Raw genomic sequence first — 21502 nt, 5'->3', positions numbered from 1 at the left:
GTCTTCACAAGTTTGTGAAACGAGCGTAGCTTCCGAAGTATGGAAACTCCCATTGAAGTGTCCGGCCTGGTGAAGACCTTCGGCCGGACCCGAGCGCTCGACGGACTCGACCTGACCGTCCGCGCCGGCGAGGTGCACGGCTTCCTGGGCCCCAACGGCTCCGGCAAGTCGACCACCATCCGGGTGCTGCTCGGTCTGCTGCGGGCGGACGCGGGGGCCGTCCGGCTGCTCGGCGGCGACCCCTGGCGGGACGCCGTCGCCCTGCACCGCCGGCTCGCGTACGTTCCCGGTGACGTCACCCTCTGGCCCAACCTGAGCGGCGGCGAAGTGATCGACCTGCTCGGCCGGCTGCGCGGCGGGCTCGACCCGAAGCGCCGGGCCGAGCTGCTGGAATCCTTTGAGCTGGACCCGCGCAAGAAGGGCCGCGCCTACTCCAAGGGCAACCGGCAGAAGGTCGGCCTGGTGGCCGCGCTCGCGTCCGACGTCGAGCTGCTCATCCTCGACGAGCCGACCTCCGGGCTCGACCCGCTCATGGAGGAGGTCTTCCAGCACTGGGTACGCCGGGCCAAGCAGGACGGCCGCACCGTGCTGCTCTCCAGCCACATCCTGGCCGAGGTGGAGGCGCTCTGCGACCGGGTGACGATCATCCGGAACGGCCGGGCCGTCGAGTCCGGCACCCTCACCGAGCTGCGCCACCTGCACCGCACCTCGATCGACGCCGAGGTGACCGCCCCGCTGGACGGGCTTGCCGACCTGCCCGGCGTGCACGACCTGCGGGTGGACGGCAACCGCGTGCGGTTCGACGTGGACACCGCCGCGCTGGACGTCGCGCTGCGGCGCCTCACCGAGCTGGGCGTCCGCAGCCTGGTCAGCACGCCGCCGACGCTGGAGGAGCTGTTCCTGCGGCACTACGAGGCGGTCCCCGAGGAGCTGACCCGATGAGCACCCTCACCGGAACCTGGCAGCTGGCCCGGCTCGTGCTGCGCCGGGACCGTCTCGTGCTCCCGCTCTGGGTGCTGTTGCTCGCCGTGCTGCCGACGACCTACGCGACCAGCTTCTTCGAGCTGTTCCCGACCGACGCCGAGCGGGCCGCGTACGTCACCGGGACCGCCCGCAACCCCTCGATCATCGCGCTGCTCGGCCCGATCTACGGGGACAGTGTCGGCGCGCTGACCGCCCAGCGTGGCGGCTTCCTGCTGGTCATCGTGGCGCTGGCCAGCCTGCTGACCGTCGTCCGGCACACCCGCGTCGAGGAGGAGGCCGGCCGGCGGGAGCTGCTCGGCGGCGGGGTGCTGGGCCGGCACGCCGGGCTGACCGCCGCGCTGCTCGTCACGTACGCGGCCGACGTGCTGCTCGGCCTGCTCACCGCGGCCGGCCTGGCGTCCACCGGGCTCTCCGCCGCCGGCTCGTACGCGTACGGCCTCGGCACGGCTCTCACCGGCGTGGTCTTCGCCACCCTCGGCGGACTGACCGCCCAGCTCACCGAGACCGCGGGCGGGGCCCGGGGCATCGGGATCGCCGTTCTCGGCGCCTCCTTCGCGCTGCGGATGGTGGGGGACACCGCCGCGAACGACTGGCCGAGCTGGCTCTCCCCGCTGGGCTGGGCGCCCCGGATCCGGCCGTTCGAGGGGGAACGCTGGTGGGTGCTGGCGCTGCCGCTGGTCGCGTCGGCGCTGCTCGCCGCGGTCGCGTACCCGGTCTCGGTGCGCCGCGACCTGGGTGCGGGGGTGCTGCCGCCCCGGCTCGGGCCGGCCGCCGCCGGCCGGGGGCTCGCCGGCCCGTTCGGGCTGGCCTGGCGGCTGCACCGGGGGCAGATCCTCTGGTGGTCGGTCGGCTTCGGCCTGCTCGGGCTGATCCTCGGCGGCGCCGCGCAGGCGGCCGGCCGCTCGGTCGAGGGGAACCGGGAGCTGGAGCAGATCATGGCCCGGATCGGCGGGGCCTCCGGCCTGGCCGACGCCTATCTCGGTGCCACGCTCAGCCTGGCCGGGCTGGCGGCCGCGGGCTACGGCATCCAGGCCGCGCTGCGGATGCGTGCCGAGGAGTCCGCCGGGCACGCCGAACCGGTGCTCGCCACCGGCGCGCACCGCTCCACCTGGCTGCTGTCGCACGTGGTGTTCGCGCTGGTCGGCCCGGCCGTGGTGCTCGCCGTGACCGGCCTGGCCACCGGGCTCACGTACGGGCTGAGCGTGCACGACGTGCCGCGGGAGCTGCCCCGGATGCTCGGTGCCGGGCTGGCCCACGCGCCCGCCGCCTGGGTGCTGGCCGGGCTCGCCGTGCTGCTCTACGGCCTGCTGCCCCGGCTCGCTTCGGTGTCCTGGGCGGTGCTGGCGGTCTGCGTGCTGCTCGGCCAGCTCGGCGCGGTGCTCGAACTCGACCAGTGGCTGCTGGACCTGTCCCCGTTCACGCACACCCCCCAGGTCCTCCGCGACACCTGGAGCGCCACCCCGCTCTGGGCGCTGGCCGCCGTGGCGCTGGCCCTGACGGCAACGGGTCTGACGGCCTTCCGCCGCCGCGACGTCCCGGTCACCTGACCCTCGACCCGTCGATCATGAGGTTGGCGGCACCCGTGGAGATCCACATCGCCGTCAACTTCATGATCGACGCGAGAGGGTGGCGCCTCAGGGAGCGGTTTCGTTGCGGATCATCAGGGCCGAGCGGAGGCCGGTGATGTCCAGGACCCTCAGGAGGAAGTCGCCGACGTTGCTCAGGACCAGCAGGCTCTGGGCGTGGCTGGCCTTGCGGCTGAGCACCACGAGCGTCCCGAGGCCCTGCGAGTCGCAGAAGGTGACCCCGCCCAGGTCGAGCACGATGCGCGGCGGGGGGTCGGCCAGCACCTCGTTGACGACTGTCGACAGCTGGGCGGCCGTGAGCATGTCGATCTCACCGGCGAGGCGAAGCACCGCTTCGTCACCCGTCCGCTGTAGCGTGATGGACAGTTCGGCACGATCCACCCGGTCACCCTATCGCGATCTCAACCCGCGGGCCCGTCGAGCGACCCGCCGGCCGCTGGCCCGTGCCGCACCCGCGGGGCGTGAGCCCGGTAACCCTCGGTGCGGGGTGCCTGCCGATCAGCCGCCCGGCGCTGACACAATGGCGGCATCGTGACCGATACCTTTTCCGCCGGATCCGGCCGCTACCCGGCCGACGCACCGGCCTCCGAGGCCCTGTTCGACCGCGCCAAGGCCATCGTGCCCGGCGGGGTCAACTCACCCGTGCGCGCGTTCCGTGCCGTCGGCGGCACCCCGCGCTTCATGGTCCGGGGGGAGGGTCCCTGGCTCTTCGACGCCGACGGTCGCCGCTACGTCGACCTGGTCTGCTCCTGGGGCCCGCTGATCCTCGGTCACGCCCACCCGGCCGTGGTCGAGGCGCTGCGCGAGGCCGCCGCGCTCGGCACCAGCTTCGGCACCCCCACCCCGGGTGAGGTCGAGCTGGCCACGGAGATCGTCGCGCGGACCCCGGTGGAGCAGGTCCGCCTGGTCAACTCGGGCACCGAGGCGACCATGTCGGCGATCCGGCTGGCCCGCGGCTTCACCGGCCGGGCCAAGATCGTCAAGTTCTCCGGCTGCTACCACGGCCACTCCGACGCGCTGCTCGCCGCCGCCGGCTCCGGCGTGGCCACCCTCGGCCTGCCCGACTCGCCCGGTGTCACCGGGGCGGCCGCCGGCGACACCATCGTGCTGCCGTACAACGACCTGCGCGCGGTCGAGGAGGCCTTCGCCGCCGAGGGCCCGCACATCGCGGCGATCATCACCGAGGCGGCCGCCGGCAACATGGGCGTGGTCGCCCCGCGCGGCGACTTCAACCAGCAGCTCGCCCGGATCGCCCACGCGCACGGCGCGCTGCTGATCGTCGACGAGGTGATGACCGGGTTCCGGGTCTCCCGCGCCGGCTGGCACGGCCTCGACCCGTCCGACGCCGACCTGTGGACGTACGGGAAGGTCATGGGCGGCGGCCTGCCCGCCGCGGCGTTCGGCGGGCGCACCGAGATCATGGCGAAGCTGGCCCCGGCCGGCCCGGTCTACCAGGCCGGCACCCTCTCCGGTAACCCCCTCGCGTGCGCCGCCGGCCTGGCCACGCTGCGGCTGGCCGACGACGCGCTCTACCGCCGCCTCGACGAGACGGCCGCCGCCGTGGGCAAGCTCGCCACCGAGGCGCTGGCCGCCGCCGGGGTCCCGCACCGCCTGTCGTACGCGGGCAACATGTTCTCGATCTTCTTCACCGACGCCGACGTCACCGACTACGACAGCGCCCGCACCCAGCAGGTGCCCGCGTTCAAGGCGTTCTTCCACGCCATGCTCGCGGCCGGCGTCTACCTGCCGCCGAGCGCGTTCGAGTCGTGGTTCGTGTCGGCGGCGATCGACGACGCCGCCCTGGAGCAGATCGCCGCGGCCCTGCCCGAGGCGGCGACGGCAGCGGCGGCGGCAGGACACGGGGGGTAGCAAGCGTGAGCGAGACGGTGGTCCACGTGCTGCGGCACGGCGAGGTGCACAACCCGGACGGCATCCTCTACGGCCGGCTGCCCGGGTTCCGCCTCTCCGAGCTGGGCGTCCAGATGGCCAAGGCGGCCGCCCAGGCGCTCGCCGAGCGCACCGTGGTGCACGTGGTGGCCAGCCCGCTCGAACGTGCCCAGCAGACCGCCGAGCCGATCGCCGCCCAGTTCGGGCTGCCAGTCGGGGTGGACGAGCGGCTGATCGAGAGCGCGAACTGGTTCGAGGGCAAGAAGGTGTCCCCGGGCGACGGCTCCTTCCGCGACCCGCGCAACTGGTGGGTGCTGCGCGACCCGGTCACCCCGTCCTGGGGCGAGGCCTACCGGGTGATCGCCGAGCGGATGTTCGGCGCGCTGCACGCCGCCCGGATCGCCGCCGAGGGGCGGGAGGCCGTGCTCGTCTCGCACCAGCTGCCGATCTGGACCCTGCGCCGCTACGTCGAGCGGAAGCGGCTCTGGCACGACCCGCGCAGGCGGCAGTGCGGCCTGGCCAGCCTCACCTCGTTCCACTTCGACGGTGCCAAGATCGTCGGCATCGGCTACTCCGAGCCCGCGGCCCACCTGGTCTCGATCTCGCCGACCGCCCGGACGGCCAAGGGAGCCTGATGCCCAGCCGGAGGCTCGTCGCCGCCCTGCTCGCCGCCGTCACCGCCGGGACGGCGCTGGTCGGCTGCTCCTCCGGCAGCGAGGAGAGCCGCTGCGCGAGCGACGGCGTCACCATCACCTGCGCCCCCGACCAGCGGTCGAAGACCCCGAAGGTGAGCGGTGAGCTGCTCACCGGCGGCAGCTACGACCTCGCCGAGGCCCGCGGCCAGGTGGTCGTCGTCAACTTCTGGGGTTCCTGGTGCGCCCCCTGCCGGGCGGAGGCCGACGACCTGGAGGCCGTGCACCAGGCCACCAAGGCGTCCGGCGTCACCTTCCTCGGCATCAACGTACAGGACAGCAAGGACAAGGCGGTCGCCTTCGAGGAGGGCCGGGTCACCTACCCGAGCCTCTTCGACCCGGCCAGCCGGCAGGCGCTCAACTTCGACATCCCGCCCAACACCACGCCGGCGACCGTCGTCCTGGACCGCGACGGCCGGGTCGCCGTGGTGATCCGCCGGGCGATCACCCGGGACGAACTCCAGCCCGTCGTCGAGCGGATCGCGGCCGAGCAGCCCGCGTCCGGATCCCGCTGATGGGCGAGACCTTCCGCCAGCTCGCCGAGTCCGGCCCGCTCCTGCTGGCCGTCGGCGCCGCGGCGCTCGCCGGGCTGGTCAGCTTCCTGTCCCCGTGTGTCCTGCCGCTGATGCCCGGCTACCTGTCGTACGTCACCGGGCTGGCCGGGGCGGACCTGGAGGGCCGGGTCCGGCCGGCAGCCCCCGCGGCCGTCGCGGACGAGCCGGGCGGCGGCGTGGCGGTCGCGGCGCCCCCGGCGGCACGGCCGGTCGCCGCCGTGAAGGGGCGGGTGCTGGCCGGCACCATGCTCTTCATCGCCGGCTTCACGGCGGTCTTCACCGCCACCGCGATCCTCTTCTCCGGCGTCGGCAAGCTCCTCTTCCAGTACGAGCGCACGTTGGAGATCGTCATCGGCGCCCTCGTCGTGGTGCTCGGCCTCGGCTACCTGGGCGTGGTCCCCGGCATGCAGCGCGAGTTCCGGATCCGGCGGCTCCCGGCCGCCGGGCTGCTCGGCGCCCCGGTCCTCGGCGCCGTCTTCGCGCTGAGCTGGCTGCCGTGCACCGGCCCGACGCTCGGCGCGGTGCTCGGCATGGCCACCGTCGACGGGCGGACCGACCGGGCCGTGCTGCTCGCCGTGGCGTACTGCCTCGGGCTGGGGGTACCGTTCGTCGTCTTCGGGCTGGGCTTCCACCGCCTCCTCGGGGTGTTCCGCGCCGTCCGGCGCAACAGCCGCTGGGTCACCCGGATCGGCGGCGCGCTGCTGATCCTGATCGGCGTGGCGCTGGTCACCGGCGGCTGGCAGGACTTCGTGATCTGGTTGCAGACGCACGTGGGCGTCGGCGAGGTGAGCATCTGATGACGACCGTGGACGACCGGCCGGCCGCGCCGCCCTCCGGCGCCCCCCGGCGACGCGCCAACCCGGTGCTGGCCCTGCTGCGCAACTCGTGGCGGCAGCTCACCAGCATGCGTACCGCGCTGATCCTGCTCTTCCTGCTGGCGATCGCCGCCATCCCCGGCTCGGTGCTGCCGCAGCGCGGGGTCAGCCCGGAGAAGGTCAACGAGTACTTCGTCGACCACCCCGACCTGGCGCCCCGGCTCGACCAGCTCGGCATGTTCGAGGTCTTCGGCTCGGTCTGGTTCTCCGCCATCTACCTGCTGCTCTTCACCTCGCTGGTCGGCTGCGTCCTGCCCCGCGCCCGCGACCACGTCCGCGCGCTGCGGATGCGGCCGCCCGCCGCGCCGAAGCGCCTGGAGCGGCTGCCCCAGCACGCCGTGCTGGAGGCCCCGGCCGCCGCCGACGCCGAGGCGATCGCGGCGGTGCTGCGCCGCCGACGCTGGCGGGTCACCGTCCGCGGGAACGAGGTCTCCGCCGAGAAGGGCTACCTCAAGGAGACCGGCAACCTGTTCTTCCACGTCTCGCTGGTCGCCCTCCTGCTCGGCGTCGCGCTCGGCTCCTGGTACGGCTGGCACGGCAACAAGTTGCTGACGGCCGGCGCGGACAACGCCTTCTGCAACAGCCGCCAGCAGTACGCCGAGGCATCGCTCGGGCCGCGCGTCGACAGCGCCGACCTGCCGCCGTTCTGCCTCACCCTGGACCGGTTCGAGGCCGACTACCTGGCGTCCGGGCAGGCCTCCCGCTACTGGGCCACGGTGACCGTGGACCACGTGGACGACGGGTCCACGCGCACCGCGGGCTTCTCGGTCAACTCGCCGCTGCGGCTCGGCTCGGCAAACGTCTACCTGCTCGGCAACGGGTACGCGCCGATCCTCAAGTACACCGACCGGTACGGCCGCACACAGACCAGCGACGAGCCGTTCCTGCGCAGCGGCGACCAGAACGCCACCGAGGAGGGCGTGGCCGCCTTCCCGGACGCGAACATCGACCCGAAGACCGGCCGGCGCGCCCCGGACCAGCAGGTCGCCTTCGACGGGCTCTACCTGCCCACCGCCCCGGACCGCGCGCCGTTCGTCGCGTCCCAGTTCCCCGCCGAGCGGAACCCCGCGGTGGTGCTGGCCGCGTACCGGGGCAACCTGGGGCTGGACGCCGGCATCCCCGGCTCGGTCTACAAGCTCGACCAGCGGCAGGTCGCCAACGGCAAGCTCAAGCAAATCGGCGAGAAGGTGCTGCGCCCCGGCGAGAAGTGGACGCTGGACGACGGCAGCACGCTGGAGTTCGTCGGCACGAAGCCGTACATCACCATCTCGGTCCGGCACGCCCCCGGCCAGACCCTGATGCTGGTCGCCTGCGTGACGTTGCTCCTCGGGCTGATGGGCTCGCTGTTCGCCCGGCGGCGCCGGGTCTGGTTCCGGGTGACGCCCCCGGCGGATGGATCTCCGACGAGCGGTAGTAGCTTGGTGGAGGCCGGTGGGCTGCCGCGCACCGAGCATCCAGGGTTCGCCGACGAGTTCGCACAGCTCGTCGCCGCGGTCAGCGACGACGGGCGGGACGACCCGCGGGCGCGAGAAGGAGACGAGTGATGTCCGCACTCTCCGACCAGCTGGTCACGTTCGCGATCCTGGCGTACCTGGTGGCGATGGTCAGCCACGCCGTCGAGTACGCCGTGGGCAACGCCCGGAAGGTGCCGGCGGCGGCCCCGGCCCGGGAGCTGGTCGGCGCCGGCGTCGGCGGCCCCGGTGGGACGGTCGAGGAGCCGGCCACCCCGGCCGCGACCCGGCCGGATCGCTCCGCGGCGCGGGCCGCGCTGGCCGGGCGGATCGCCGCCTGGATCACCGTGCTCGCCGCCGCGCTGCACCTCGGCGCGGTGGTCACCCGGGGCATCGCCGCTGAGCGGATGCCCTGGGGCAACATGTACGAGTTCGTGCTGACCGTCACCTGGATCGGGGCGGCGGCCTGGCTCGCGGTGCTCTGGAAGCAGCCGTCGCTGCGCCGGCTCGGGCTGTTCCTCACCCTGGTCATGGTGCTGCTGCTGGCGTTCGCCGAGCTGAAGCTCTATGTGCAGGTCGTGCCGCTGATGCCGGCGCTGCAGTCCTACTGGTTCGTCATCCACGTGTCGACGATCATCTTCGCCTCCGGCATCTTCCTGCTGGGCGTGGTGCCGGCCGTGGGGTACCTGATGCGGGCCGGCTGGGAGCAGGGGAAGCGGAGCTTCCCGTACACCCTGGCCCGGCGGCTGCCGGCGGCGGCCGGCCTGGAGCGGCTGACCTTCACGCTGCACGCCTTCGCCTTCCCGGTCTTCACCTTCGCGGTGATCGCGGGTGCGATCTGGGCCGAGGCGGCCTGGGGTCGCGCCTGGGGCTGGGACCCGAAGGAGACCTGGGCGTTCATCTCCTGGGTGGTCTACGCGGGCTACCTGCACGCCCGGGCCACCCCGAGCGTCAAGCGCAACGTGGCCACCTGGATCTCGGTCGTGGGCTTCCTGACCATGCTGATGAACCTGTTCGGCGTCAACTTCTTCTTCACCGGCCTGCACTCCTACGCCGGCGTCTGACCCGCGCGCTTTCGGCCGGTCAGCACCCCGTCGACGCGCAGGGTGATCTGGTAGGCCACCTCGGGGAGGTCGGCCAGGTCGAGGCGGTCGGCGCGCAGCGCGAACTGGGCGTGCAGCTCGCGGGCCACCGCGTCCCGGATCTCGGTTTGCAACGGGCTGAGCCCGTCCGGGTCGCCCTCCACGTACGCGTCGTCCATGCCGACATGGTGGCTCCCGGCCCGGCCGGTGGGTCAAGGGCCGACGATGTTTGTCACGCGCCGAACCAGCCGGGGACGTCGAGCCGGAAGACGTCGGCCGGGACCATCCGGCGCAGGTCGTCCTCGATGGCCGCGACCCGGTCGGCGCCGAGGGCCGCTGCCCAGCGGTCGCGCAGTTCGTCGAAGACGATCGCCGAGCGGCGCAGCCCGTCGTGGCCCTTCGCCGTCATCCGGACCAGCTTGCGGCGGGCGTCGGCCGGGTCGTCGGCGCGTTCCAGGTAGCCGAGCGCGACCAGGCGGTCGATGGTCTTGCCGGCCGCCTGTTTCGAGACGCCGAGGCGCTGGCCCAGGTCGGAGGCGGTGGTGCCGGCGGGGCCGACGGCCTGGAGCACGAAGCCGTGGGCCGGACGCAGCTCGGTGTGCCCCTGCCGGGCCAGTTCGGCGTGCAGGTCGTCGATGAGCGTGCGGAAGCCGGCGAGCAGCAGCAGCGGGAGTACGAAGCCGGGGCGGTCAGGCGTTGCCATGTTCGACAACCTCGTTTACTATTTCGTCAACCACGTTGACTATCTTATCCGAGGGGTACCCGTCATGTCCCGACCGGTCTTCACCGCACACACCCCCGACACCGCGCCCGCCGCCGCCCGTCCCACGATGACAAACATCCACCGCAAGTTCGGGCACCTCCCCGGCGCGGTGGCCCTCATGGCCGAGTCGCCCGAGCTGCTCAAGGGCTTCCTCACCGCCAACGCCGTCTTCGAATCCACCGACCTCGACCCGCTCGCCCGCGAGGTGGTCGTGCTGACCGTGGCCACCCGCAACGAGTGCCACCTCTGCGTGGCCATGCACACGGCGACGCTCACCCGGCAGGGCGCGGCACCCGCGCTGATCGAGGCGCTCCGGGCCGGCGCCGCGCTGCCCGACCCGCGCCTGGAGGCGCTGCGCCGGTTCACCGTCGCCGTGCTCGACCACCGGGGCGCCGTCCCCGACGACGACCTGGACGCCTTCCTGGCCGCCGGCTGGCAGCCCCGGCACGCCCTCGACGTGGTGCTCGGCGTCGGCACGTACACGATCTCGACCTTCGCCAACCGGCTCACCGACGCCCCGCTGGACCCGCCACTGGCCCGCTACGCGTGGGCGCCGGCCGCCTGACCGGCGGCCTCAGTTCCGCAGGAACGGCAGCAGCAGGTCCGCCAGCTCCGCCGGCCGCTCCTCGAAGAGCCAGTGGCCACACTCCTCCACCACCTCGCCGGTGACCGTGTCGGCGTACTGGCGGACCTGCTCGGCCACCTGCTCACCGAGGCTGGCCCGGGCGCCGACGGCGAGGACCGGCATCGGCAGCTTCGTCGCCCGGTACGCGGCGTTGTCCGCCACGTCCTGCCCGAACGCCCGGAAGTAGGCGAAGCTCGCCCGGAGGTGGGCCGGGTCCCGCAGGTGCCGGGCGTACTCCGCCGCCTCCTCCGGGCCGATGCTGCCTTTGTTGACCATGATCGAGTCGGTGAACCGGTCCACCCAGAGCGGTTCCCGGCCACTGACGAGTTGCTCCGGCAGGCCGTTGGTCAGATTGAAGAAGCCGAAGTTCCACACGGCCGGGCCGGCGGCGGTGAGGGCCGGAATCGTGTAGATGCCCTCGTCGGGGATCGGCGCCTCGGTGAGCGCCAGCCGGGACACCCGGTCGGGATGGGCGGCGGCGTAGGCGTAGGCGACCATCGTGCCGAGGTCGTGACCGACCAGGCGGATGTCCTCGGCCCGGCCGAGCACGGTCAGCAGCCCGTGCAGGGCGGCGGCGACGCTCTTCTTGTCGTAGCCGTCGGTCGGGGCGTCGCTGTCGCCGAAGCCCAGCAGGTCGGGCGCGACCACCTCGAACGACTCGGCCAGCACCGGCAGCAGGTGCCGCCACATCCGCCAGCACTGCGGGTAGCCGTGGAGCAGCACCAGGGTGGGCCCGCGGCCGCCGCGGACATGGTTGATTTCCACGTCACCGACCCGGGTCCGCTGCTCGGTGAACCCTGCCGGGACCCGTCCTTCGCCCATCGACGCCCCCTCTTGTCCGGCGGCTCGACTACCCGGTGAGTGGAGAGCCATGCCGGGCCCTCCGACCGCGCCGGGCGCGCTCGCCCGACGCCGCGGCTCAGCTCACACCACCCGGCTTGGACGGTGCGAACACCGGTGCGGGAGACTGGCGGGCATGGCGGCTCGTGGCTTCCCGTACACCGATCTCAAGGACTTCCTCGCGGCCCTGGAGGCCGCGGGCGAGCTGCGGCGGGTGAGCGTCCCGGTCGACCCCACGCTGGAGATCAGCGAGGTGGTCACGCGGACCGTCCGCGACGGCGGCCCGGCGCTGCTCTTCGAGCGGCCCACCCGGGGCGAGATGCCGGTGGCGATCAACCTGTTCGGCACCGAGAAGCGCATGGCCATGGCGCTCGGCGTCGACACGCTGGACGAGATCGGCGAGCGGATCGGCGCGATGATCAAGCCGGAGCTGCCCGTCGGCTGGTCCGGCATCCGCGAGGGCCTGGGCAAGGTCATGCAGCTCAAGTCGCTGCCGCCGCGGAAGGTCAAGACCGCCCCCTGCCAGCAGGTGGTCTACCGCGGTGACGACGTCGACCTGAACCGGCTGCCCGGCCTCCAGGTCTGGCCCGGCGACGGCGGGATCTTCCACAACTTCGGGCTGACCCACACCAAGCACCCGGAGACCGGCAAGCGCAACCTCGGCCTCTACCGGCTCCAGCAGCACGGCCGGAACACCCTCGGTATGCACTGGCAGATCCACAAGGACTCCACCGCCCACCACGCCGTCGCCGAGCGGCTCGGCCAGCGGCTCCCGGTCGCCATCGCGATCGGCTGCGACCCGGTCGTCTCGTACGCCGCCACCGCGCCGCTGCCCAGCGACATCGACGAGTACCTGTTCGCCGGCTTCCTGCGCGGTGAGCGGGTCGAGATGGTCGACTGCCTGACCGTGCCGCTGCAGGTGCCGGCGAACGCGCAGATCGTGCTGGAGGGCTACCTGGAGCCCGGCGAGCGGCTGCCCGAGGGCCCCTTCGGCGACCACACCGGCTTCTACACCCCGGTCGAGCCGTTCCCGGTGCTGCACGTCGAGACGATGACCATGCAGCGCGACCCGGTCTACCACTCGATCATCACCTCGAAGCCGCCGCAGGAGGACCACGGCCTCGGCAAGGCCACCGAGCGGATCTTCCTGCCGCTGCTCAAGCTGATGATCCCGGACATCGTCGACTACGACCTGCCGGCCGCCGGCGTCTTCCACAACTGCGCGATCGTCTCCATCCGCAAGCGTTACCCGAAACACGCGCAGAAGGTGATGAACGCGATCTGGGGCGCGCACCTCATGTCGCTGACCAAGCTCATCGTGATCGTGGACGAGGACTGCGACGTGCACGACTACAACGAGGTCGCGTTCCGCGCCTTCGGCAACGTCGACTACGCCCGGGACCTGCTCGTCACCGAGGGCCCGGTGGACCACCTGGACCACGCCTCGTACCAGCAGTTCTGGGGCGGCAAGGCGGGCCTCGACGCGACCCGCAAGCTGCCCACCGAGGGCTACACCCGGGGTTGGCCCGAGGAGATGACCATGTCGCCCGAGGTGGTCTCGCTGGTCGACAAGCGCTGGAAGGAGTACGGCATCTGATGGCCACCGTCGCCGAGGTCCCCGTGGAGCGTCCGGGCCGGGTCAAGTCCTTCCTCAAGCTGGTCACGATCGAGCACTCGGTCTTCGCGCTGCCGTTCGCGTACCTGTCGGCGCTGACCGCCATGCAGGTCGACGGCGGGCGGGTGCGCTGGCTCGACCTGTTGCTGATCACCGTGGCGATGGTCGGCGCGCGGACGTTCGCCATGGCCGCCAACCGGATCCTCGACCGGCGGATCGACGCGCGGAACCCGCGTACCGCCAACCGGGAGCTGGTGACCGGGGCGGTGAGCGTGCGGACGGCCTGGACCGGCGCTGCCGTCGCCCTGGTGGTCTTCCTGGCCGCCGCCGCCCTGCTCAACCCGCTCTGCCTGGCGCTCGCCCCGCTCGCCGTGGTGCCGCTGGTCGTCTACCCCTACGGCAAGCGGTTCACCAACTGGCCGCACGCCATCCTGGCGATCGCCCAGGCGGTCGGCCCGGTCGGCGCCTGGCTGGCCGTCACCGGCACCCTCGCCGGCTCCGGGCCGGCCTGGCTGCTCGGCGCGGCCGTCGGCCTCTGGATCGGCGGATTCGACCTCATCTACGCGTGCCAGGACTCCGAGATCGACCGGGAGATCGGGGTGCACAGCGTTCCCGCCCGCTACGGCCGGCGTTTCGCGCTGCACGCCTCCACCGTCGCGCACGTGATCACCTTCGCGCTGTTCATCTGGTTCGGCGCGCTGGTCGGCTTCGGCTGGCTCTGGTGGATCGGGCTCGCGTTCACCGCGGTCGCCTTCGGCTACCAGCACCTGGTGGTCAGCCCGACCGACCTGAGCAAGGTCAACCGGGCGTTCTTCACCGCCAACGGCTTCGTCGGCATCGCCCTGTTCGTCTTCGCCCTGCTGGACCTGGTGGTCCGCCTCGACCTGCGCCCCTGACCGGGCGTCACCCGGCCACCGGGTAGCGGGCGCTCTCCATCGTCCAGTCGATCGTGCCGCGGACCGCGTTGGCCAGCCCGTCGAGGTGGGCGGTGACCGCCTCGTCCAGCGCCGGCCCGAACGACGGCACCGCGGCGCGCAGCGCCACGAAGCGGGCCATCTCCGCGCGCCAGCGCGCGGCGACCACGTCCACCGCGGCCGGCACCGGCACGCCCCGCTCGGCGGCCACCGCCAGCACCAGGTTGTGACCCCCGGCGCCGGCCCGGTCGCGCTCCAGCGAGGCCAGGTCGTTGTACCAGGACAGCAGGTCGTTGGCGAGGTCGGCGAGCCGGCGCAGCGCGGGATGGTGGTAGACCGCGTCCGGCAGCGGCCGCCCGGCGGCGAACTCGATCAAGGGGTACGACACGTACGCCGCCGAGGTGGCCCGGCGCAGCTCCACGTACTCGTCGACGCCCGGCGGCCGACCGGCGACGGTGGCGACCGCCTCCCGCCAGGCGCCGTCGAGGTGGTCGGCCACGGCGTCGGCGAAGCGCAGCCGCCAACGGGCCGGCATCCGGCGCCGCGGCTCCCGCCACGCCTGGACCAGCAGCCGGCGCAGCGGGCCGGAGAAGCCGGGATGGCGGGCCCGCGGACCCTCCCGGAGCAGGGCAAGCGCCCCGTCGCGCAGCGCCCGGATCTGCGCCGGAGCGAGCCGGTCCGGCCCTTCGCAGGCGTCGTCCACCAGGAAGAACCACGTGAACAGGGCGGCCAGTGCCCGCAGGTCGGGCTCGCTGGCCTCCGGGTAGAGGCGGCCGGCGTAGCGCGCGAAGCCCGCCCGGGCCAGCCGCTCCCGCATGGCCGGATCCAGCGGCAGGCCGAGCCGGTCGAGCTGGCCGACCAGCCACTCCTGCACCGCGTCGGCGTGCGGGGAGAGCCGGGGCGCGATCGGACAGTCGGACCGCAACGCCCGCAGCACCGCCGCCGTCATCACCGGTCCCTTCCATGGACGTGGATCGCCCAGGGAAGAATCCCACGTTCCCGGCAGGCCCGCCGACCCGCCGGACAACGCCGCTGGTGGCGGACAAGCGGGACACACCGCCGGGGTGGGCGCCCGGCCTCCGGGTCGACCAGGCAGTCTGGACGGCATGCGCGAACCATGGGTGGTCGGCGTCTCCGGCGCCTCCGGCACGCCGTACGCGGCCGCGGTCGTCCGCGGCCTGCTCGACGCCGGCCAGGCGGTGGACCTCATCGTCTCCCGGGCCGCCCGGCTGACCATCCTCGACGAGACCGGCCGGGCGTTCCGCGACGGGCACTGGGCCGAGGACCTGGCCGCCTGGCTGGGCCGCGATCTCGCCGACGCGGACCTACGGCACTGGCCGGCCGGTGACCTGGCCGCCGGCCCGAGCAGCGGCTCCTACCGGGTACGCGGCATGGCGGTCGTCCCGGCCAGCACGGCGGCCTGCGCCGGCATCGCCATCGGGCTGTCCAAGGACCTGTTGCAGCGTGCCGCCGAGGTGAACCTCAAGGAGCGGCGGCCCGTGGTGGTGGTCCCCCGGGAGACGCCGGTGACCCGCAGTCACCTGGAGCACCTCATCGCGCTGCACGACGCCGGCGCGGTGGTCCTGCCGGCGAGCCCCGGCTTCTACGGCGCGGGGGCGGCGGCCTCCGCACAGCAACTGGTCGACTTCGTGGCCGGGAAGGTGCTGGACGCGCTCGGCGTGCCGCACACGCTGTTCCGCCGCTGGTCCGGTGAGCTGGCCGCCGCTCGCCGGGACGTGGACCCGGCCTGACGGCGCGGATCGGGACGCGGACCGAGCCGGACCGCGCCCCGATCGGCGTCGCCTCAGTACATTCCGGCGTTCGCCGGCCCTGGGCCGGTCGAGGCGGTCGGACCCATGTTCCGTGCCTTGCCCATGTCCTCCGCCTCGTCCAGCATGCCCTCCCCCTCAAGCAGGGCCCGCACCTCGGATTCCCGAAACCGGCGATGCCCGCCTGGAGTCCGGATGCTGCCGATCCGGCCGGCCGCTGCCCATCTGGTGACGGTCTTCGGGTCAACCCGAAACAGCGCGGCGACCTCACCCGGTGTCAGCAGGCGATCTCCAGTGTCCACAGCCCCCTCCTCGCGTCGACGAAGCCCCCGGCTGAACACACTGCCCCCGGCCGGTGCGAGCCCAGAGCCGTCATGAGGGACGTATGGCAATTACAGCACCAGCGACCTGGCGTGTCCGCCAAACGCGAAAAACGCACACAGTGAGAAGTTAGTAAATGCTACCGGTGAAGAACCCCCGTGACTGCACGTTTGTGAACGGCAACGTGACGTCATGTTCAACTGATGCCCGGTGTCGGGCGTTACGCCCGAAAGGATAGGGTCACTCTCCGTGGACGCGATCGATCTGAGCCTCGTGGAGCTGTTGCGGGGCAACGCCCGCCTGTCGTACGCCGAGCTGGCCCGCCAGGTCGGCCTCTCCGCCCCGGCCGTGCACGAGCGGGTCGGCAAGCTGGAGTCGAGCGGCGTCATCCGCGCGTACCGGGCCGAGGTGGAGCCGGAGGCGATCGGGCTCGGCGTCACCGCGCTGATCGGCATCGTGGAGGACTCGAACGCGGACACCGACGACGTGCTGGAGGCGTTCCGGCAGATCCCGGAGATCGAGTCCTGCTACTTCATGGCGGGCGTCGAATCGTTCCTGCTGAAGGCCCGGGTGGGCACCATCGCCGAGCTGGAACAGCTGATCGTCCGGCTGAACCGGACCGCCGGGGTGGCCTCCACCCGCACCGGCATCGCCCTGTCGACGAAGTGGGAGAACCGGCCCCAGCCGCTCGAGTCCGCCGCCTCCTGACCGCTCGCTCTGGTCCCGGCCGCCCCCGGGGCGCTACCGTGCGCCGATGACGACTCCGGGGCGGGGCGCCGCCGTGGTGACCGGGGCGGCCGGCGGCCTCGGCCGGGCGATCGCCGCCGCGCTGCACGCCGACGGCTGGCCGGTGCTGCTCACCGATCTGGACGCCGATGCCGTGGCCACCGCGGCGGCACCGCTCGGTGGCTGGTCCCGCCCGCTCGACGTCCGCGACGAGGCGGCCTGCGCGACGGTGGCCGCCGAGGCGGCCGGGGTGCCGGGCGGGCTCGCGCTCTGGGTCAACAACGCCGGCATCCTGGCCACCGGGCCGTCCTGGACGCACGACGCGGCGACCCGGCGCCGGCTCGTCGAGGTGAACGCGCTGGGTGCGATGAACGGCACCCACGCGGCCCTGGCGGTCATGCGGGCGCAGGGCCACGGCCACGTGCTCAACGTCGTCTCGCTGGCCGGGCTGATCGCCGCACCCGGCGAGACCGTCTACGCGGCCAGCAAGCACGCCCTGCTGGCGTTCAGCCTCGGCACCCTCGCCGACCTGCGGATGGCCGGTGTCCGGGGCGTACACGTGTCGTGCCTCTGCCCGGACGGGATCTGGACGCCGATGCTGCACGACAAGCTCGACGACCCGGGAGCCCTGGCGTCCTTCACCGGGTCGCTGCTCACCCCGGAGCGGGTCGCCGCGCGGGCCGTGCGGCTGGCCCGGCGACCCCGGCCGGTGGTCAGCCTGCCGCGCTGGCGCGGCGCCCAGGTGCGGCTCCTGGACGCCTTCCCCCGGCTCGCCCTGGCCCTCACCCCGGTGGTCCGGGCCGCCGGCCGGGCCGGCCAGCGCCGGCAGGCGCGCCGGGCGGGTCCCGAGGCGAGCGGGCCTCGCTTGTAACGTTGCCGGCGTGACTCATCTCGACCGGTGTGACGAGGCCAGCCGGAGCTGGGTGACCGAGGCCATCGCCACGGTCGAGGCGGACGCCAACCGCTCCGCCGACACCCACCTCCTGCCCTTCCCGCTGCCCCGGGAGTGGGGCATCGACCTCTATCTCAAGGACGAGTCGGTGCACCCCACCGGCTCGCTCAAGCACCGGCTGGCCCGGTCGCTGTTCCTGTACGGGCTCTGCAACGGGTGGATCGGCCCGGAGACCACAGTCGTCGAGGCGTCCTCCGGCTCGACCGCGGTCTCCGAGGCGTACTTCGCGCGGATGCTCGGGCTGCCGTTCATCGCGGTCATGCCGGCCACCACGTCGCCCGAGAAGATCGCCCAGATCGAGTTCCAGGGCGGCCGCTGCCACCTGGTACGGGACCCGGCCAAGGTGGTCATCGAGGCGCGCTGGCTCGCCGAGGACAGCGGCGGGCACTACATGGACCAGTTCACCTACGCCGAGCGGGCCACCGACTGGCGGGGCAACAACAACATCGCCGAGTCGATCTACGCGCAGCTCGCCCTGGAACGGCACCCCGTGCCGGCCTGGATCGTGGTGGGCGCCGGCACCGGCGGCACCAGCGCGACCATCGGCCGGTACGCCCGCTACCGCCGGCTGCCCACCAAGCTCTGCGTGGTCGACCCGGAGAACTCCGCGTTCTACCCGGCGTGGCAGGCCGGCGACTGGTCGGTCCGCACCGACAAGGGCTCCCGGATCGAGGGCATCGGCCGGCCCTGCGTCGAGGCGTCCTTCCTGCCCAGCGTGGTGGACCGGATGATGCAGGTGCCGGACGCCGCCTCGCTGGCCGCCATGCGGGCCGGCTCGGCGGTGCTCGGCCGCCGGGTGGGCGGTTCCACCGGCACCAACCTCTGGGGCGCCTTCGCGCTGATCGCGGAGCTGCTGGCCGCCGGCCGGACCGGCTCGGTGGTCACCCTGATCTGCGACCCGGGCGACCGCTACGCGCACACCTACTACGACGACGGGTGGGTGGCCGCGCAGGGCCTCGACCTCGCCCCGCACCTGGCCACCATCGACCGCTTCCTGGCCACCGGCGCCTGGCCGGCCTGAGCCGTCAGCGCGGGTCGATCCGCTCCGCCAGCCCCGGGTAGCGCACCACGTAACCCTCCTGGTCCACGTCCAGGTCGGCCGTGAAGGAGCCGCTGGCGTAGCGGACCCGGCCCGGGCCGAGCGAGCTGTAGACCTGCTCGGCGGGGAGCACCGCCAGGCCGGGCAGCAGCACCCACGCGACGGTCACGGTGCGCGGCTGGTCGGCCGGGGCCCGACCCAGGTCGAGCCGGCGGACCGGCAGGGTGTTGGTCAGCGGCGAGCCGCCCAGGTCGACGTCGAGCGCCGCGTCCAGCCGGCCCGGGTCGTCGGTGCCCGGCAACCCGGCCGGCGGATGACCGGCCGCGCGCAACGCCGCGTCCAGGTCACCCTCCTCGCCGGTGCGCACCCGCCACCCGTCCCCACCCCGTTCCAGGCGTACGCTCCGCGACCAGCCCGCGCCCTCCGCGGTGACCTCCAGCCGGCTGGTCGACCAGTCCGCGCCCACGGTGAGCTGGTAGCGGCAGGTGTACGGGATGGGATCGACGGCCAGCGCCACGCCCTGCGCGGTCAGCCCCTGCCGGTCGTCGAGCAGCACGTGCTCCGAGCCGGCGGTGTCGGTCCGGGTCCAGAACAGCGACTTCGGCATGGTCGGCATGAACCGGACGTTACGCGAGCGGGCGGACACCGGCAGCGGATGCGCGAACGCCGCCGCCGAGCGGTGGCTCGACGGCGGCGTTCGCGTGAGTGTGGCGGCTCCGGTCAGTGGGTGCGGGCCGGCGCACGGCCGCCGAAGCCGCGCCGGTCGTCGCGCGGCCGGTCGTCCCGGCCCCGGGCCTCCGGCCGGAAGCCGCCCCGGCGCTCGGCCGGGCGGAACTCGCCCCGCTCGCCGAAGCGACGCTCGCCCTGCGGGCGGTCCTCGTAGCGGCGGCCGTGGTCGCCGTGCCCGCGCGCGCCGGTGGGCCGGTCGCTGTGGGTCCGTGCGCCGTCCCGATCGCCGTAACCGCCGCCGGTCGGCCGGTCGCCGTAGCGGCGTGCGCCGTCCCGGTCGCCGTACCCGCCGCCGCTGGCCCGGTCGCCGTAGGCGCGCCCGCCGCTGGGCCGGTCGTCGTGCCGCCGGTCGCCGCGCGCGTCCCGGTCGTAGCCGCGACCGGCGCCGGTCGGCCGGTGCTCGTCGCGCCCGGTCCGCTCGGCGAAGGGGCGGTCGCCCGAGGGCCGGCCGGAGCCGCGCTCGTCGCGGTCGCCGAAGCGCCGGTCCCCGCGCGCGTCCCGGTCGAATCCGCCCCGGTCCGCCTGGCGCCGCTCGCCGAAGCCCCGGTCGTCGCGGTCGAAGCGCCGCTCGCCGGTGGGCCGGTCGTAGCCGCGGCCGCCGGCCGGGCGGTCGTCGTGGCGGCGCTCGCCCCGGTCGAAACCGCGGCCGGTCGGCCGGTCGCCGAAGCGCCGCTCGCCGCGCCCGTCCCGGTCGCCGAAGCGGCGCGGGCCGCCCCGGCGGGGTTCCGGCTCCTCGCGGACCGGCACGCCGCTGGGCTCGCGGGCGCCCGTCAGCTCGGCCAGCGCCTCGTCACCGGCGCGGACCCGGGCTTCGGCCGGCTCGACGCCCGCCTTCTCCAGCATGGCGAGCGTGGTCCGGCGCTGCTTCGGCAGCACCAGCGTCGCGACCGCGCCGGACTCACCGGCCCGCGCGGTGCGACCCGCCCGGTGCAGGTAGTCCTTCGGGTCCTTGGGCGGGTCCACGTGCAGCACCAGCGTCACGCCGTCGACGTGGATGCCGCGGGCCGCCACGTCGGTGGCGACCAGCACGTTCATCCGTCCCTCGCGGAACTCGGCCAGGGTGCGGGTGCGCATCCGCTGGGTCTTGCCGCCGTGCAGGCCGCCGGCTCGCACGCCGACGGCGGCGAGCTGCTCGACCAGCCGGTCGACGCCGAGCTGGGTACGCGCGAAGAGCATCGTGCGACCCTCGCGCGCCGCGATGGACGCCGCCACGGCGAACTTGTCGTGCGGCGGGATCAGCAGCAGGTGGTGGTCCATGGTGGACACGGCCGCGGTCGCCGGCGCGGTCGAGTGGGTGACCGGGTCGGTCATGAACCGCTTGACGAGGCTGTCGACGTCGTTGTCCAGCGTGGCCGAGAAGAGCAGCCGCTGGGCGTCCGCCGGCGTCTTCGCCAGCAGCTTGGTGACCTCGGGCAGGAAGCCCATGTCGGCCATCTGGTCGGCCTCGTCCAGCACGGTGATCTCGACGTCGTCGAGTCTGCAGACGCCCCGCTCGATCAGGTCGCCGAGCCGCCCGGGGGTGGCCACGACGATCTCCACGCCGCGGCGCAGCGCGTCGATCTGCCGGTCGTACGGGACACCGCCGACGGCGGTCTTCAGGAAGATGCCGACCGCCTTGCCGAGCGGCACCAGCGCGTCGTTGACCTGCATGGCCAGCTCGCGGGTCGGCACCAGGACCAGGGCACGCGGGTGCAGCGGCCGGGCCCGGTTGCGCTCCGCGAGGCGGGCGATCACCGGCAGGCCGAAGGCGAGGGTCTTGCCCGAGCCGGTCTGGCCGCGGCCGAGCACGTCACGCCCGGCGAGGGCGTCCGGCACGGTGGCCCGCTGGATCTCGAACGGGGTGGTGATGCCCTGCCGGGCGAGCGCCTCGACCAGCTGGCGGGGCAGGCCGAGGGCGGCGAAGTCAGGGGTGTCGACGGTGGGGTCGGCGGACGGGGACGTGCCGGTGGCAGCGAACGTGGTCAAGAAATGCCTTTCGAGCGGGGCGCATCTTCGCGATGGCCGCCGCGGCTTCGTGACGCCGCCGATTCGCCCGCAAGATCGCCCATGGGCGCGCAACGGGCGCGCCAGGTCAGTGATCTCGACAAGTGTACGGCGA

The 21502-nt window shown here is 73.6% G+C and carries 23 protein-coding genes; 15 read left to right on the top strand and 8 right to left on the bottom strand.

Features of this window, described 5'->3' with window-relative positions:
- The first annotated feature begins 39 nt into the window (after positions 1-39).
- Both NFX44_RS11025 and NFX44_RS11020 read left to right on the top strand, forming a co-directional pair.
- The gene (locus tag NFX44_RS11025; RefSeq protein WP_262283403.1) at positions 40-942 is read left to right on the top strand and encodes an ABC transporter ATP-binding protein; all 903 of its coding nucleotides are present in this window, start codon (positions 40-42) and stop codon (positions 940-942) included.
- The gene (locus NFX44_RS11020) at positions 939-2531 is read left to right on the top strand and encodes an ABC transporter permease (protein WP_262283402.1); all 1593 of its coding nucleotides are present in this window, start codon (positions 939-941) and stop codon (positions 2529-2531) included. The genes NFX44_RS11025 and NFX44_RS11020 overlap by 4 nt, the downstream gene beginning before the upstream one ends.
- 87 nt (positions 2532-2618) lie before the next feature.
- Here the strand turns inward: NFX44_RS11020 and NFX44_RS11015 are convergent, their stop codons facing one another.
- On the bottom strand, positions 2619-2951 hold the full coding sequence (locus NFX44_RS11015; protein WP_262283401.1) for an STAS domain-containing protein: 333 nt from the start codon (positions 2949-2951) through the stop codon (positions 2619-2621).
- A gap of 150 nt (positions 2952-3101) precedes the next feature.
- On the opposite strand from NFX44_RS11015, the gene hemL reads away from it, so the two are divergent.
- From hemL to ccsB, 6 genes are read left to right on the top strand one after another with little or no spacing between them, the layout of a single operon-like run.
- Positions 3102-4439 carry a glutamate-1-semialdehyde 2,1-aminomutase gene (gene hemL / locus NFX44_RS11010; protein ID WP_262283400.1) on the top strand — a complete coding sequence of 446 codons (1338 nt, stop codon included), beginning with the start codon at positions 3102-3104 and terminating at the stop codon, positions 4437-4439.
- 5 nt (positions 4440-4444) lie between these two features.
- On the top strand, positions 4445-5092 hold the full coding sequence (locus NFX44_RS11005; protein WP_262283399.1) for a histidine phosphatase family protein: 648 nt from the start codon (positions 4445-4447) through the stop codon (positions 5090-5092).
- Positions 5092-5664 (top strand): TlpA disulfide reductase family protein, encoded by a 573-nt coding sequence (locus tag NFX44_RS11000; RefSeq protein WP_262283398.1) that lies wholly within the window; start codon positions 5092-5094, stop codon positions 5662-5664. Before NFX44_RS11005 ends, NFX44_RS11000 begins: the two co-directional genes overlap by 1 nt.
- Complete coding sequence (locus NFX44_RS10995) at positions 5664-6500, top strand: cytochrome c biogenesis CcdA family protein (protein ID WP_262283397.1); 837 nt, start codon at positions 5664-5666, stop codon at positions 6498-6500. Before NFX44_RS11000 ends, NFX44_RS10995 begins: the two co-directional genes overlap by 1 nt.
- Positions 6500-8122 (top strand): cytochrome c biogenesis protein ResB, encoded by a 1623-nt coding sequence (locus tag NFX44_RS10990; RefSeq protein ID WP_262283396.1) that lies wholly within the window; start codon positions 6500-6502, stop codon positions 8120-8122. Before NFX44_RS10995 ends, NFX44_RS10990 begins: the two co-directional genes overlap by 1 nt.
- Complete coding sequence (gene ccsB, locus NFX44_RS10985) at positions 8122-9093, top strand: c-type cytochrome biogenesis protein CcsB (protein ID WP_262283395.1); 972 nt, start codon at positions 8122-8124, stop codon at positions 9091-9093. The genes NFX44_RS10990 and ccsB overlap by 1 nt, the downstream gene beginning before the upstream one ends.
- On the opposite strand, the gene NFX44_RS10980 is transcribed toward ccsB, so the two are convergent.
- A complete protein-coding gene (locus tag NFX44_RS10980) occupies positions 9078-9290 on the bottom strand; it encodes a hypothetical protein (RefSeq protein WP_262283394.1) in 213 nt (70 codons plus the stop codon). The two genes, ccsB and NFX44_RS10980, sit on opposite strands and share 16 nt — an antisense overlap.
- 53 nt (positions 9291-9343) lie before the next feature.
- A complete protein-coding gene (locus tag NFX44_RS10975) occupies positions 9344-9814 on the bottom strand; it encodes a MarR family winged helix-turn-helix transcriptional regulator (RefSeq protein WP_262283393.1) in 471 nt (156 codons plus the stop codon).
- A 64-nt stretch (positions 9815-9878) separates the two neighbouring features.
- On the opposite strand from NFX44_RS10975, the gene NFX44_RS10970 reads away from it, so the two are divergent.
- Positions 9879-10439, top strand: a complete 561-nt coding sequence (locus NFX44_RS10970; protein WP_262283392.1) for a carboxymuconolactone decarboxylase family protein — start codon at positions 9879-9881, stop codon at positions 10437-10439.
- Positions 10440-10448: 9 nt separating this feature from the next.
- Here the strand turns inward: NFX44_RS10970 and NFX44_RS10965 are convergent, their stop codons facing one another.
- Complete coding sequence (locus NFX44_RS10965; RefSeq protein ID WP_262283391.1) at positions 10449-11321, bottom strand: alpha/beta fold hydrolase; 873 nt, start codon at positions 11319-11321, stop codon at positions 10449-10451.
- A gap of 154 nt (positions 11322-11475) precedes the next feature.
- Between NFX44_RS10965 and NFX44_RS10960 the strand changes: the two genes are divergently transcribed.
- Both NFX44_RS10960 and mqnP read left to right on the top strand, forming a co-directional pair.
- Positions 11476-12936 carry a menaquinone biosynthesis decarboxylase gene (locus NFX44_RS10960; protein WP_262283390.1) on the top strand — a complete coding sequence of 487 codons (1461 nt, stop codon included), beginning with the start codon at positions 11476-11478 and terminating at the stop codon, positions 12934-12936.
- Positions 12936-13850, top strand: a complete 915-nt coding sequence (gene mqnP, locus NFX44_RS10955) for a menaquinone biosynthesis prenyltransferase MqnP (RefSeq protein WP_262283389.1) — start codon at positions 12936-12938, stop codon at positions 13848-13850. The genes NFX44_RS10960 and mqnP overlap by 1 nt, the downstream gene beginning before the upstream one ends.
- 7 nt (positions 13851-13857) lie before the next feature.
- On the opposite strand, the gene NFX44_RS10950 is transcribed toward mqnP, so the two are convergent.
- Positions 13858-14817 (bottom strand): terpene synthase family protein, encoded by a 960-nt coding sequence (locus tag NFX44_RS10950; RefSeq protein ID WP_262283388.1) that lies wholly within the window; start codon positions 14815-14817, stop codon positions 13858-13860.
- Between the two features lie 157 nt (positions 14818-14974).
- Here NFX44_RS10950 and NFX44_RS10945 point away from each other — a divergent pair, with 157 nt between their 5' ends.
- Positions 14975-15619 (top strand): UbiX family flavin prenyltransferase, encoded by a 645-nt coding sequence (locus tag NFX44_RS10945; protein ID WP_262283387.1) that lies wholly within the window; start codon positions 14975-14977, stop codon positions 15617-15619.
- Positions 15620-15672: 53 nt separating this feature from the next.
- Here the strand turns inward: NFX44_RS10945 and NFX44_RS10940 are convergent, their stop codons facing one another.
- On the bottom strand, positions 15673-15939 hold the full coding sequence (locus tag NFX44_RS10940; RefSeq protein ID WP_013473529.1) for a BldC family transcriptional regulator: 267 nt from the start codon (positions 15937-15939) through the stop codon (positions 15673-15675).
- Between the two features lie 268 nt (positions 15940-16207).
- Here NFX44_RS10940 and NFX44_RS10935 point away from each other — a divergent pair, with 268 nt between their 5' ends.
- From NFX44_RS10935 to NFX44_RS10925, 3 genes are read left to right on the top strand one after another with little or no spacing between them, the layout of a single operon-like run.
- Entirely contained in the window at positions 16208-16666 is a 459-nt protein-coding gene (locus NFX44_RS10935; protein WP_262283386.1) for an Lrp/AsnC family transcriptional regulator, read from the top strand.
- A 46-nt stretch (positions 16667-16712) separates the two neighbouring features.
- Entirely contained in the window at positions 16713-17555 is an 843-nt protein-coding gene (locus NFX44_RS10930) for an SDR family oxidoreductase (RefSeq protein ID WP_262283385.1), read from the top strand.
- A 10-nt stretch (positions 17556-17565) separates the two neighbouring features.
- A complete protein-coding gene (locus tag NFX44_RS10925) occupies positions 17566-18657 on the top strand; it encodes a PLP-dependent cysteine synthase family protein (RefSeq protein ID WP_262283384.1) in 1092 nt (363 codons plus the stop codon).
- Positions 18658-18661: 4 nt separating this feature from the next.
- On the opposite strand, the gene NFX44_RS10920 is transcribed toward NFX44_RS10925, so the two are convergent.
- Both NFX44_RS10920 and NFX44_RS10915 read right to left on the bottom strand, forming a co-directional pair.
- Positions 18662-19282, bottom strand: a complete 621-nt coding sequence (locus tag NFX44_RS10920) for a putative glycolipid-binding domain-containing protein (protein WP_262283568.1) — start codon at positions 19280-19282, stop codon at positions 18662-18664.
- A gap of 113 nt (positions 19283-19395) precedes the next feature.
- Positions 19396-21369 (bottom strand): DEAD/DEAH box helicase, encoded by a 1974-nt coding sequence (locus NFX44_RS10915; RefSeq protein WP_262283383.1) that lies wholly within the window; start codon positions 21367-21369, stop codon positions 19396-19398.
- Positions 21370-21502 lie beyond the last annotated feature (133 nt).

This window comes from Micromonospora sp. MA102, from assembly GCF_025460765.1.
GTDB lineage: Bacteria > Actinomycetota > Actinomycetes > Mycobacteriales > Micromonosporaceae > Micromonospora > Micromonospora halotolerans.
The sequence above is the reverse complement of the archived record's forward strand: the minus strand, read 5'-3'. Positions and strand labels throughout refer to the sequence as shown.